A 13064-nucleotide genomic window follows, 5' to 3' on the forward strand; every position below is an offset into this window, starting at 1 on the left:
TGTCTACGCTCCTTCCGCCGTGTGTATAGGGCACGCGGCGGAAGGAGCAATCTGGAATGGTACGGAAGATCAGGGCGAAGCTGGTGCTCCAGCTGCGCGCAGAAGGTCTGTCGGGGCGAGCGATTTCGTCCTCGCAGGGCATGTCCCGCAAGTCCGTGAGGGCGGTGTTCGAGGCCGCTGACGCTGCAGGGATCGGGTGGGGCGATATCGCGGACGTCGCCGATGAGCAGGTGTATGCCCGGTTGTTCCCGGGCCGGGGCGAGCACGAGAGCGTGTTCGCACAGCCGGACTGGGAACAGGTCCATCGAGAGATGGCCAGGGTCGGCGTGACGCTGAAGCTGTTGCACGGCGAGTACTTCGACGCGACCACGGCGGCTGGGGATCCGGCGATGGGGTATGACCGGTTTTGCCGCACCTACCAGCACCACGTCATGGTCACCGGTGCCGCTTCGAGAGTCGGTCACAAGGCCGGCCAGAGCGTGGAGGTCGACTGGTCCGGCCCCACGATGGAGCTGGCCGATCCGGTCACCGGCGAGGTCTCGAAGGTGTTCTTGTTCGTTGCCTGCCTGCCTTTTTCTCGTTACGCGTTCTGCTTCCCGGCGCTGGATATGCGCCAGGAGTCCTGGCTGCGAGCGCACGTAGCGATGTTCGAGGCGCTGGGCGGGACGGTCCCGAGGATCGTTCCGGACAACCTCAAGACCGGTGTGGTGAAGCACCCCCGCGAGGGCGAGATCGTCCTGAACGATGCGTATCGCGAGATGGCAGCGCATTACTCGGCGGCGGTGCTCCCGGGGAGGGTGCGGAAACCGAAAGACAAGGCGAGCGTGGAGAACACCGTCGCGCACGTCGCGACCTGGGTCATCGCCGGGCTGCGGGATCAGCGATTCACGTCCCTGCCCGAACTTGCAGCCGCCATCGGGCAGCGGATGGAGGCCTATAACGCGGAGCCGTTCCAGAAGCGGCCCGGATCCCGCGCCAGCGTGTTCGACGCGGAGGAGCGGCCGCTGCTGACGCCGCTGCCGGCGGTGCCCTACGAGATCTCGACATGGCACTACGGACGACGAGTGGGCAGGAACGGGCACGTCACGTTCGCGCGGAACTTCTACTCCGCGCCGTTCGCGCACATCGGCGCGAAGGTCGATCTGCGCATCACGGCCCGGACGCTGGAGATCTATCAGGGCAGCCAGCGACTGACCAGTCACCTGCTGCTCCCGGAGACCGCGAGCAATGAGTACCGCACCAACGACGCGGACCTACCTGCGGGCGAGCGTTTCCAGGCCTGGGACGCGCAGAGGGTGCGGGCGTGGGCAGATCGGGTCGGGCCGGCCACGGTGATCGTGATCCAGCGGATCTTCGAGTCCGTGCCGATCGTGGAACAGGGCCTGGATCCCGCGTTGGCGGTGCTACGGCTCTCTCGCCGCTTCTCCGTAGATCGGGTCGAGGCGGCCTGCGCACTCGCGCTGACGGGACGGGTCCGTTCACCGCGCTATGCGCATCTGCACCCGATCTTGGCCACCGGGCAGGACAAGGTCGCCGCCCTGCGTCCACCCCGCGAGGAACCCGCGGAAGACGGCGGATACGTCCGTGGCGCCGACTACTACGCCGGAGGTGTCCGGTGAGCGTGATCGATAACGACACGAAGCGGAAGCTGCGCGAGATGGGCGCGACCGCGCTGCTGGACGCGATCGATGCCCAGGATGAGGCTCACGTGCTGGGGATGTCGTTCCAGGAACGGCTCCAGCTGATCGTGGACGAGGCGCATTCCATCTTCAATCATGGAAAGGTCGAGGGTCTGATCCGCCGGGCGGGGCTGCGTTATCCCGGAGCGGACCTGCGGCGGCTGGATCTGGTCGAGGAACGGGGACTGAACCGGAACGTGATCGCGCAACTGGCAACCTGCTCCTTCATCCAGCGGCAACAGAACGTGGTCTTCCAGGGCTTCACCGGCTCAGGGAAGTCCTACCTCGGCTGCGCGCTGGCGAAGCAGGCCTGCCAGCACCGGCTCCGAGCCCACTACATCCGAATGCCCGACCTCGAAGAGGCCTGGGCCCTGGCAAAGGACAAGCCGCAGGGCCAGACGAAGTTCCTGCGGAAGTACTCCACGTTCTCGCTGCTGGTGATCGACGAGTGGCTGCTGGACCATCCTGACGAGGGAATGCGTTCGATGCTGCTGGAACTGCTCGAGCGCCGCTATGACACCGGCTCGACCGTGTTCTGCACCCAGTACCCGAAGAAGGACTGGCACGCCCGGCTCGGTGGAGCAGTCCACGCCGATGCGATCATGGACCGCATCGTGCACAACACAATCTGGATCGACACCGGCGACAGGAACATGCGAGAACACACCGCACTGCCCCAGTGACCCGATGCCGGCGGGAGCCAGTGGTCCCCACCGCGGCGGCTACTGGCCCCCGTCGGCACGATCGGCGGTCCCCAAGAGCAAGATTCGGTGGCTCCCACGACTACGAATACTCAGCATCGAACTGCCGGCGCACGTTCTCGTCGAGCACGCTGGACAGCAGCACCTTGATGGCCACCCGGCGCTGTGGCCGGAACTGCCGGTACAGGAAGACGTCGGCGAATCCTCCCGACCCCAGCAGCTTCTCGAACTCGTAGCCGGGAAGCTGCGGCGGCTGTGACGGCGGCCTGGAGCTCATGCCATCCCCCTCATCATCAGTCGGACCCCATCTCCCAGGTCGAGCTGGTCGCCCTCCCCCAGCACGACGCCTTCACCGGCGCGCAGGCGCACGGGTTCGGTCCCCGGCCGTATCAGCGTGGTCCCGTTGGTGGTGCCGAGGTCGGTGGCCACCACATGCCATCCCTCGAGGCGCAGCTCGACGTGGGAACGGGAGATGTCCTGCTGCGGGCTGGGAACGGTGACCAGCTGGGGGACGTCATCGGCACTGACCCGGGACGCCCGCGGGCGTCGACCGATCACCGCTGACCGATCCAGGACGACACGGTTCCCGGTGGAGATCTCGACGTATCCCAGCGGGGGCCGGGGCACGGATCTGGTGCTGTGCTCGAGCGGGCCCCCGCAGGTGCGGCACTGGTGGCGCTCGGGGGAGTTCGCATGACCGTTCGGGCAGATGACCCCGGGGATCATGACCGCACGGGACGGGGCCTGCGGTGCCGGGGCAGCGGAACCGCCGGTGGGCGGGTGGGGGTGTGCCGGGCCGTTCGGCCTCGCTGCGGCCATCGGCGGAGGCCCGGACGGTGCCACCGGGTGGGGGGCGCTGGCAGCGCGCCCGGAGTGAGGCGGAGCTTGGGGTGCCCGAGATCCGGGGAAGGGCGCCCCGTACTGCTGGGGGCCCGCCTGCTGACCGGGTTGCGCCTGCATCGATGGAGTGCCCGGCTGCTGGCCGAAGCCCAGGCCCTCCCTGGGCACGGGGGCGGATCCGTAGTCGGGTGGTACGGCGCGGGGCGGTCCGGTGACGGGAGCCGGGGGGCGCTCGGCCAGGTGGACCTGCGGGTATGCGGGCTGGCCCGGGGCGGGCTGGGAGGCCCGTCGGGCTGCCGTCTGTGCTATCTCCGGTGCGGAGCGGCCCACGCCGGGTACCCAGTCGATGAACTCCCCGCCGATGGCGGACGAGGCGGCATCGGCGGTGGGGAGCTCTGCCTGGCCGAGTGTCTCGGGCTGGTCGCTCCGGTCCTCATCGATGTCCTCGCTGGAGTCGTCCTGTGCTCCGTCGGCCTGTTCGGGTGAGTCCCCGGCCGCCTCGGTGGATGCCTCGTCCTCATCGTGCTCGTCCACCTCCGTGCGGCGCACGGCGGCATCCTCGATGCTGCGGAACACGGTCTTGCCGAAGAGGTCGTCGTAGGCGCCCGTGGCGTCGAGGTCCGTGCCGAACCCGAGAGTGGCCGCCGGTGTCGACGAACTCGCAGCCTGGTCCTTCGCCCCTGCCGAATCCGGTGACGGATCCGGCGTGGACGTCCCCTCGGCCGCGTCGTCCTGGTCGATCGGCGCGACCAGGGTGACCGGGGAGCTGTCGTCCTCGTCCGGCGGGGGCGGGGTCGGCATGGAGGCTGCAGACGACGGCCTGCGGGTGGCAGAAGGCCGCTGCTGGTCCGTCCCGGGTGCTATCGAGGGCTCCTCCACAACCGGGGCAGGCTGCGGGGGCGCAGCAGGCCCGCTCGAGGGCTCCGGCTCCGGGGCGGGCTCCGGCGAAGGCTGGGACTCGGGGGCCGGGGCGGGGGCAGACCCTGCGGTCCGTGCATCTGTGTTCGAGGCGGAGGCAGGGCCAGCGGCGGCCGGGTCCGCTGTGGACGTGCGGGCCTCATCGCCACCGGCCGCTGGGCGGCGCTTCCGATCGAAGAGCGAGGTGCTCACCAGTCGGCGCTTGCCCGCAGGCGGCGTGGCCGCAGGTGTCTCCTTGGCGGGGGCCTGGACCGCGTCATCCTCCGGCGCGGTGCCGGCATCGCGCTGGGACGAGGGAACGGCGTTGGTACTGGGCGCTGGACTGGAGGGAGAACCGCCTGAAGTCGCAGCAGAATCCGGCCCCTCAGCAGCCGGTTCCGGTGTCGGAGCGGGTGCGGGCTCCGGTGGAGTGGGAGCCTGCGTGGCAGGCGCGGCAGCAGGGGTTGGCGGGGCGGGAGCCGGCGTGGCAGGCGCGGCAGCAGGCGTCGCGGTGGCAGCGGGTGCCTGGGCAGCAGCAGGCTCCGGCTTCTTGTCCCCGAAAAGATCGTCGAAGACGCTGGGGCCAGCGGACTCCGCAGGTTTTGCGGGGGTCGAGGCCGACCTCGAAGTGGGCATGGCACCCGAGGGCCGGGTCGCCATCATCGGCTTGCGCACGGACTCACTCGTCGCGGCCGGCTTCGGTGCCGGAGGCGGCGGCTTCTCGGCGCGGCGCTTCTTCGCCTCCGGATCCTCGATGGACCGGCCGTGCTGCTCCACCTGCTCGGCCAGAGCCGTGCGCGCGTCGTCAGCGAGGTCCGCGGGATCCACAATGGCCTGCACGAACCCGCGCACCCGAGACACCCCGGCCTCCAGCCTCAGGCCACCGAGCGGTTCCTCAGGCGGAAGGTCGCCGAAGGCGATGCGTCGCACCCCTTCCACGGTCAGCCGGGTGAACGGCTCCTCATCCGTCCCCGCGACGAGACGGGACCCCGTCTCGTCATACACCACCAGCGGGGACTTCCCCTTCACCCCGATGTGCGTGGTGGTGCCTTCCATCAGGGCATAGAGGATCGCCGGGAGCTTGTCGAGGCTCTCGAGCCCGCCTGCCTTCACCAGCTTGTCCGGGAAGTCATCGGCTGTCGGCCCGTCACCGAGCACGGTCCATGCAGCCTCGACGACCTCCTTCTTCATCCCGGGGACCAGCAGCACCCACCCCGCGTACCTCACCACCAGCGTGGCCGGTCCGGGCTGGATCCAGGTGCCGCGGTTCAGCAGCTGCGCGGCCTCGCTCATCAGTCACCGCCCTCAGCAGTGATGATGCTCCGAGGGAGGGTGTCCTCGTCGATCTCGAACTCATCGTCGCCTCGGCCTGGGCCATCGAGCGTGCTCTCCGCTGCGAGCCCCAGCCCCACCACTTCGACCGCCTCGACGACGACCACGCTCACGTTGTCCCGGCCACCGGCGTCCAGTGCCAGCTGGACCAGGTTCTCCGAGATCGTGCGCACGTCCTGCCGGCCGCGGAGCACCCGTTCGATGGTGGCGTCGTCCACTTCCCCGGTGAGACCGTCGGAGCACACCAGCATCCGGTCGTCCACCTCGGCAGGGATCAGCCAGTAGTCCGGGTCGGACTCGGGCCCGGCGCCCAGCGCGCGGGTGACCATGTGGCGGTAGGGGTGGACCTTGGCCTCGTCCTTGCTCAGCTCTCCGCGGTCCATCAGTTCCTGGACCACCGAATGGTCCACGCTGACCTGCTCGAAGATATCGCCTGAGAGTCGGTACACCCGGGAGTCACCCAGGTTCAGCACCACCCAGTAGCCCACCCCGTCCAGCACCATCGTGGCGACCACGGCCACCGTGGTGCCGGCGCCGAGCTGAGCCTCACCGCCCAGTTCGGCGATGCGGTCCGCTGCCGTGCGCAGCGCCTGCCCGAGCTGGTCGACGGTCACGTTCTCCTGGATCGTGAGCTTCTCGAACTCCTCCACGGCGATGGCACTGGCGACCTCACCGGCGTTGTGCCCGCCCATGCCGTCAGCGACGAGATAGATCGGCGGCACGTTGAGCAGACTGTCCTCGTTGGTGGCACGCACATGGCCGACATGCGTGGACGCAGCGGACACGGCACGAATCGTGCCGGGGATGTCCGGGTCCGACAGCGAGCGGTCGATCACGAGTCCCTCTCCACGGTCATGGACCGATCACCGAGGGTGAGTGAAGCTCCCTCCGGCAGGACGGTCGGGGTGTCCGGGACCAGGCTCTCGCGAGAGCCGTCGGCCCTCACTATTGCCGAGCCGTTGGTCGATCCCAGGTCTGTGACCGTGATGTCCGTGCCTGTCCCGTCCAGGCGCAGGTGGGTCTTGGACATGGATCGGGTCTCGTCCTTGAGGACGAATTGGACCTCGCCGTCGCCTGTGGCGGGGTTGCGGCCGATCACGACCGGGCTGCTGACCACTCGCTCCGTCCCGTCGTCGGCGCGCAGGGTGACCTTCGGGATCCTGGGGGCGACGGCGGAGACGCGGGTCTGCTCCAGATCCCCCAGGTCCTCCGACTCCGAGAGGACCACCCGGGTCTGCTCGTCGATGTCGCCACCGTCCCAGGCATCGGCCGTCTGCTCCGGCGGTACCTGCTGGGGAGCGTCGGTCGGGGCTGGGGAAGGCGCCTGCCACTGCTGCTGAGCGGGTGCGTCCTGCGCCGGCGCCTGCCACTGCTGATCCTGGGCAGGGGGAGCCCACTGCTGGGGCGGCTGCTGGATCGGGTCGGACTGCTCAGGTGCAGGGGCCTGCCACTGCTGCGGTGCCTGCCCCGGTGGGGCGGGTGCATCCCATTGCTGCGGCGCCGGCGACGGCTGCGCATCCGGCTGCGGGGCCGGAACCCCCCAGTCCTGCCCAACTGCGGGCGGGGGCGTGAGGTCGGGGATCTCGGGTGGGGCCCACCCGGTATCGGCGGCCGACTGCGCGTGCTGCGGCGGCGGGGCGTACGGGCTCGGCACACCGGGACCTGCCGCCCAACTGTCCGACTGCACCGGCTCGCCCTCCGCCGCCGACGACGCGCTGGACTCCTGCTGGCCTGCCCAGGCCGCGCCGGGTGTCGCCAGCAGGTTCTCGTGGGTGGTCACGGCGACCAAGGGCGACCCCAGGTAGTGCTCGGCACTGTGACGTTCGAAGTCGTCAGGGCGCGGCTTCATGGGGTTCCGGCCGGCTTTGATGTCCACGACAACGGAATCGACAGCCCGGTCGTGGAAGCCGCGCAGCAGCTTCTTGGGGTCCAGGAAGACCGACAGGGCCATGATCAAGGAGGCAAGGCCGTACAGGAACCAGCGTCCTAGGGAGCGCAGCAGACCGATGGGTCCGCCCTCGGTCAGACGCACGGTGCGCAGCCCCAGGATCAGCTTGCCCAGGGTGAAGCCCTTGGCCCCCTGAAGCCAGATCATCAGCACGGTGTAGGCGGTCGGCAGGGCCACCCCCACACCTACCAGGACCGAGGCGAGCACGCCGACCGTGTCCTGGGTGATGGCGAGCACGAGTCCGATGGTCAGAGGGACCAGCAGCACGGTGGCGATCACGCCATCCACCAGAGCGGCCAGGAAGCGCTTCAGCGGGCTCGCGGGTGTGCACCCGTCCAGCGGCGGCGCCATCTCCATCGCCCCCGAGGAGGCAGAGGGCCCGTCGACAGCGGAGGAGCCGGTCGCGGACGGCGCCCCGGATGCGGAGCCCTGCCCTGGTGCCTTCGTTGGAGGCTGAGTGACCATCATCTGATCGTACTGTTCCTGAGGTCGCAGTGCCGTCGCGCCCGGCGTCTTCGGCTGCAGGGCATCTTGGGAGATCAGCTCGATACCGTCCTGGTCGGGAACGGCTTCCTCCTCCGTGCCGAGGTCGCGGGATCGTGCACGAGGGGCCTGCGCCCACGCCCCTGGCGCATCGGTGGCGCGACGCTCGTACGGAGACTCCTGGTAGCGCGCGCCGCACTCCCCGCAGATCGCCGCTCCTTGCGACAGGAGGGTTCCGCACGTGCTGCAGTACCGCGTCTGGCTCATCATGACCTGCCCTTCTTCGTCACTGCCCGCGCTTTGCCGGAACTTCCCACCGGGGACCGCCGATGCCTCATCGTCCGGGCCCGACGCTCGGCCTGCGCTCGGTTCCGAGCCACTGTGCGGAGCCGGCGCTTCTGATCGCGCTTATCGGCCGCGCGGCGCCGGAACGATCGCAGGGAGAACAGTGCACGCACCCGACGGTGCCACGGCACGGAGGCGGTCATGGTACGCCGTGCATCCTTGACCTGGGCCCAGTACTCGTCCACGACGCCCTGGGGAAGATCATCCGGGCCGAACACCGCCCGGTCTGCCCTGCCTGCCAGGAGTGCGGCCCCCATACCGGGGACCTCGGCATCCAGCAGCGCGGCGGTCTCGGACCGGGTGCGGATCGGATCGGGCCTGCGCCCCATGTCGGCCATGAGGTCCAGGATCTCCTGCCACCCGCCGTCGATGCGATCGGGCAGCACTCCCCTGGTGCGCCGACGCTTGCGCCGCAGCACCTTCGCGATGACGATGGCGGCAAGGGTCGCGATCAGGAGCAGCACCGGGATCGAGGCAAGCCCCACGTACACCAGCCAGCTCGAGGTCTCCTCGGGCTCCGGCTCGGGCTCCGGGATGTCCTCACTCGTCGCGCCGGGCGGCGGCGACGGCGGTTCAGCAGGCGGGGGCGGGGGCTGTGCCACCTGCGGACGGGGCTCCTCCACCTCCGTGGGCTTGGGCTGGGTGGGATCCTGGTCGTCGTCCGGTGCGGGATCGAAACGGACCCAGCCGATGCCCTCGAAGGCGACCTCCACCCAGGCGGTGACGTTGTCACCGGTGATGGAGACCGTCCCCTCGGCCCCTTCGGGGACCTCGAAGCCCATCACCACTCGAGCCGGGATGTCGATCTCCCTGGCCATCACCGCGGTGAGGACGGCGAACTGCTCCTCGTCCCCGATCTTTCCGGTGGGCGCGGCGTCGGCCTGTTCCTTGTCGAAGCCGACCTCCTGCAGCATCGCCCACATCCGGCTGTAGCCGTGACCGGACAGAGAGGCGGTCTCGTCATCGATGCCGTGCGTGTAGAACGCATCGGTCTTGATCATCCGGGAGAGGTTCTGGAACTTGTCCCAGTCGGATTCGGGGGCAGCGGCCCACTCCTCGGCGAACTGGGCGAACTCCGGGCCCACCCTGTCGTTCGGCACGAGCGGGATATCGGCGAACCGTGCGGTGCGCTGCTGTTCGGGGGTGATGTGGGTGTACGGCTCGTACGAGAGCTTGTAGCTGTCGCCCGGTCGCAGACCGGTGGCGTTCACCGCGGTCTGGGACTTCTCGTTGAGGTACAGGTTCTCCGCCAGGGCGCCGGCGCGGTCGACGGGGAGATCGCCGAGGTCGATCCGGTTGGTGCGCTCACCGAGGGTGGGCATCCACACTCCGGTGTACTCGCCGATCGTGATGGTGGAGGTGCGCTGGTTCTCCCCGCCCTCGTGCAGGTCCACGCCATATGCGGTGCGCAGGAACGCCCCGGAGGGGTCATCCTTCTTCTGGGTGCCGGCCACGTTGTACACCTGCAGGTCGTACTGGTCCATGGTGGCCAGGCGTACCTTCTCTCCCCCGCTGACCCCGGTGATGGTGAAGAGCTCGGTGGCGCGCTGGTTCTTGATGTAGCCGCGGAACTCGGTCAGCGGGGAGACGTACTCGCGCGGGTCGAATGGCGGGGGGATCTCGTCGCGCACCGCGTAGCGGATGGTCCCCGCGGGCGGGTCCAGCAGTGACTGCGCACCGATCGCGATGCCGGAGGAGAGCGCCATGATCAGGGCGCCACCGATCACCCTGCGCCGCAGCACCGGGTTCTTCCAGGACCCCGGGCGCACTGTGTCGGAGATGATCGTGGAGCGGGCGCTGTCCAGACGGTCGCTCTCGAAGCGCCAGGTGAGCCAGCCGATGGAGAGCACGGCGAACAGCACACCGCGCACCACCGGCAGGGTGGCCTGGTTGGTGCCGAACACCACGCTGACCAGCAGAAGCCCGAGCGGGAACAGCCACGCGAGCACATAGAAACGGGTGCGCATCACGATCGTCATCGCGAACAGCACCAGCAGCAGCGTGCTGATCCACACCACAGCCAGCACGCCTTGGGCGGTCCCCACCGGAGGAGCGATCGTGAGCGTGGACATCCACGCGGTCACCGGGGCGAACAGCAGCTCCTTCAACGAGCCCAGTGTGGGGACGATCCCCCACAGCGCGCGCGTGGGGGCCGCGAACATCGAGCCGAACAAGAAGTAAACCAGCAGCAGCGCGGGGGTGGTGCGCAGCGGTCCCCAGCGGAACCGGGCGGCGATCAGCGCCACCAGCGTTGCCAGCGCCAGGGCCATCACTCCGGTGAGCAGGTACTGGACGCCGCCGTACACCGTCTGGAAGCCGATCAGCGCGAGCACGAACAGCGCGGCCAGCACCAGGACATCCACCGCTCGGCGCCCGTTGGAGACGGACGAGAAGTATGTGGGCCCGGTGTCCCGCTTCTTCGCCTTCGAGGCTGCGGCGTTCATCGACCCACCGCCCGAAGAGCCTTCGGCAGCGCCTCGAGATCGCCCAGCGTCACCACGTCCAGCCCTCCGATCGCGCTTCGGCGCACCTCGGCTTTGTCCACGCAGCGGATCGCGACGGCCAGCACGCCAAGAGGCAGCTGGTTCGCGGCGGAGTTCAGCTCGCGGGCCGTGGTGTGCGACCCGACCACCATCATCACCGCTGAGGCGTTGGGGGCCAGGTCGGCCGCCTGCTGCCCCAGCTCATGCAGTGAATAGCGTTCCTGCAACTGCTCCAGCACCGTGTAATCATCCATCATCACGCGGAAGGTGTTCGTACGCTGCAGGGCATCGAAGCTGAACGGGGTCAGCTCCTTCTCCTCGCGCATGGTCTGCGCAGAGATCGAGGCGGCGGCGGAGACGGCCAGTTCGAACTCGTCCTCGCTCGCGTAGTGATCAGCGAGGTTGTCCAGTGCCACCACCACGTGGGAACGGCGGGTCTCCTCGAACTGTCGCACCATGAGCTTGCCCGTGCGAGCGGTGGTGCGCCAGTGCACGTGCCGACGGTCGTCACCGGGGGTGTAGTCCCGCAGTGCATGGAAGGCGATGTCCGAACTGGACAGGTCGGAGGACGGGGTTCCCTCCAGGTCGCGCAGGTATCCACTGGCTGCCTCGTCCAGCCGCACCGTGCGGGGGTGCACGTACAGCTCCTGGGACTTGGCCCAGGTGACCTGACGCCGCATCAGCGACAGCGGGTCGTCGCGGACCGAGCGCACGGGCCCGACCACAAGAACAGCACGACGCCTGGTCGGTACGGCGAACAGCTCCTCATGGGACTGCTCCGCCGCCAGACGCGGCACCATGAACTGCGCGGTAGCAGCGCCCACGGCGAGCTCGATACGCGAGGGCAGGATGACCCGCTGGGTGGGGTTGGCGACCTCCACGCGGCCCACCGCACGGGTGCCCACCACCACGCGGTGGGTCTGCAGATCCAGCGTGACCTTGTACGAGGTGCGCCCCAGCACGAACAGGGCTGCGATGACCAGCGGCAGGGTGAGCGCCAGGGCGATCACGTTCAGCTCGGTGATCTTGAAGATCAGGCCCAGTGTCCAGCAGGCCAGGGCCACGCCCAGGACGGCCCACCCGATCGGCGAGATCACGTCGATCACGGGATGGATGCGCCGCATCCAGACCTCAGCCATGCGCTCGCGCAGGCTGACGGGCTTCTGCGCCGCCGAGGCGGAGGGCTGCGTGGCGTCCGCACCAGCCGCCCTCTCGCCCGATGCTGCTGCGCCGGTGGACGCGAGCCGCTTCTGCCTCCGGGCGAGGGCGCGGGCATCAGCACGCTCGCGCTTCCGGGCGGCCTTGGCGGCCCGGCGGGCGGCCTTCGCGTCGGCCGTGTTGCTGGGGAGAGGGGTCTCGACGTTCATGCCGTCTGCTGTCGGGCCTGGGGAGGCGCCACCTCGCTGAGGATCTTGTCCATCACGGTCTTGGCGGTGGTGCCGGCGAACTCCGCTTCGGGATCGAGCACGAAGCGGTGCAGCCACACCACGTCCACCAGTTCCTTGACGTCGTCCGGGATCACGTAGTGACGACCGTGGACCGCGGCCCACACCTTCACGGCGCGCATCAGGGCGAGCGCGCCGCGGATGGAGACACCTACGCGCACCTCGGGCGCCAGGCGGGTCTCCTCCATCAGCCGGGACACGTACTCCAGCACGGCGGGGTCCACGTGCACGGTGGAGGCCAGCTGGGTCATGTCATTGACGGCCTGCAGGGAGATGCGCGGGCTGAGCTGGCGGCTGCGGTCACGCAGCGCGGAGCCCTGGAGGATCTGCACGCTGGAAGCGTGGTCGGGGTAACCGAGCGAGGTCTTCATCAGGAAGCGGTCCAGCTGCGCCTCGGGCAGGCGGTACGTGCCGGCCTGCTCGATGGGGTTCTGGGTGGCGATCACCATGAAGGGGTTCCCCACCTCATGGGTGACTCCGTCCACGGTGACGCGCCCCTCCTCCATCACCTCGAGCATCGCCGACTGGGTCTTCGGCGAGGCGCGGTTGATCTCGTCGGCCAGCACCACGTTGGCGAACACGGGGCCCTTGTGGAACTCGAAGGACTTCGTGTTCTGGTCGTAGATCGTCACGCCGGTGACGTCGGAGGGCAGCAGGTCCGGGGTGAACTGGATGCGGGTGCTGGTTCCCTGCACCGTGGCCGCGATCGAGCGTGCGAGCGACGTCTTGCCGGTGCCGGGGGCGTCCTCCAGCAGCACGTGACCGGGGGCCATCATCGCCGTGAGGACCAGGCGCACCACGTTGTTCTTGCCCAGGACGGCCTGGCCGACGCTCTGGACCAGCTTGTCGAAGGTATCGGCGAACCATCGGGCCTGTTCGGGGGTCATGCTCATGGGCTATGTCTTTCCTCG

The 13064-nt window shown here is 69.1% G+C and carries 9 protein-coding genes; 3 read left to right on the forward strand and 6 right to left on the reverse strand.

Annotation, left to right across the window (positions count from 1 at the left end; genetic code table 11):
* The first annotated feature begins 56 nt into the window (after nucleotides 1–56).
* Genes istA through JOD52_RS11130 form a run of 3 tightly spaced genes read left to right on the forward strand, consistent with a single transcriptional unit; the run spans nucleotide 57 to nucleotide 2639 of the window.
* Complete coding sequence (gene istA, locus JOD52_RS11120; protein WP_204408388.1) at nucleotides 57–1619, forward strand: IS21 family transposase; 1563 nt, start codon at nucleotides 57–59, stop codon at nucleotides 1617–1619.
* Complete coding sequence (locus JOD52_RS11125; RefSeq protein ID WP_338124028.1) at nucleotides 1616–2362, forward strand: ATP-binding protein; 747 nt, start codon at nucleotides 1616–1618, stop codon at nucleotides 2360–2362. The genes istA and JOD52_RS11125 overlap by 4 nt, the downstream gene beginning before the upstream one ends.
* Nucleotides 2363–2366: 4 nt before the next feature.
* Entirely contained in the window at nucleotides 2367–2639 is a 273-nt protein-coding gene (locus JOD52_RS11130; RefSeq protein WP_204409998.1) for an LCP family protein, read from the forward strand.
* Nucleotides 2640–2653: 14 nt separating this feature from the next.
* On the opposite strand, the gene JOD52_RS17095 is transcribed toward JOD52_RS11130, so the two are convergent.
* The 6 genes from JOD52_RS17095 to JOD52_RS11160 form a co-directional block, all read right to left on the reverse strand.
* Nucleotides 2654–5410: an FHA domain-containing protein gene (locus JOD52_RS17095; RefSeq protein WP_239551875.1), complete on the reverse strand. Its 2757-nt coding sequence runs from the start codon at nucleotides 5408–5410 to the stop codon at nucleotides 2654–2656.
* The gene (locus JOD52_RS11140; protein WP_338124086.1) at nucleotides 5410–6234 is read right to left on the reverse strand and encodes a PP2C family protein-serine/threonine phosphatase; all 825 of its coding nucleotides are present in this window, start codon (nucleotides 6232–6234) and stop codon (nucleotides 5410–5412) included. The genes JOD52_RS17095 and JOD52_RS11140 overlap by 1 nt, the downstream gene beginning before the upstream one ends.
* Before the next feature lie 47 nt (nucleotides 6235–6281).
* Entirely contained in the window at nucleotides 6282–7862 is a 1581-nt protein-coding gene (locus tag JOD52_RS11145; RefSeq protein ID WP_237738728.1) for an RDD family protein, read from the reverse strand.
* A gap of 284 nt (nucleotides 7863–8146) precedes the next feature.
* Nucleotides 8147–10669 carry a transglutaminase-like domain-containing protein gene (locus JOD52_RS11150; RefSeq protein ID WP_204410000.1) on the reverse strand — a complete coding sequence of 841 codons (2523 nt, stop codon included), beginning with the start codon at nucleotides 10667–10669 and terminating at the stop codon, nucleotides 8147–8149.
* Nucleotides 10666–12075, reverse strand: coding sequence for a DUF58 domain-containing protein (locus JOD52_RS11155; RefSeq protein WP_204410002.1), 1410 nt, complete (start codon nucleotides 12073–12075; stop codon nucleotides 10666–10668). Before JOD52_RS11155 ends, JOD52_RS11150 begins: the two co-directional genes overlap by 4 nt.
* Nucleotides 12072–13046 carry an AAA family ATPase gene (locus JOD52_RS11160; protein WP_204410004.1) on the reverse strand — a complete coding sequence of 325 codons (975 nt, stop codon included), beginning with the start codon at nucleotides 13044–13046 and terminating at the stop codon, nucleotides 12072–12074. The genes JOD52_RS11155 and JOD52_RS11160 overlap by 4 nt, the downstream gene beginning before the upstream one ends.
* Nucleotides 13047–13064 lie beyond the last annotated feature (18 nt).

Origin of the sequence: Brachybacterium muris (genome assembly GCF_016907455.1) — a bacterium.
GTDB lineage: Bacteria > Actinomycetota > Actinomycetes > Actinomycetales > Dermabacteraceae > Brachybacterium > Brachybacterium muris.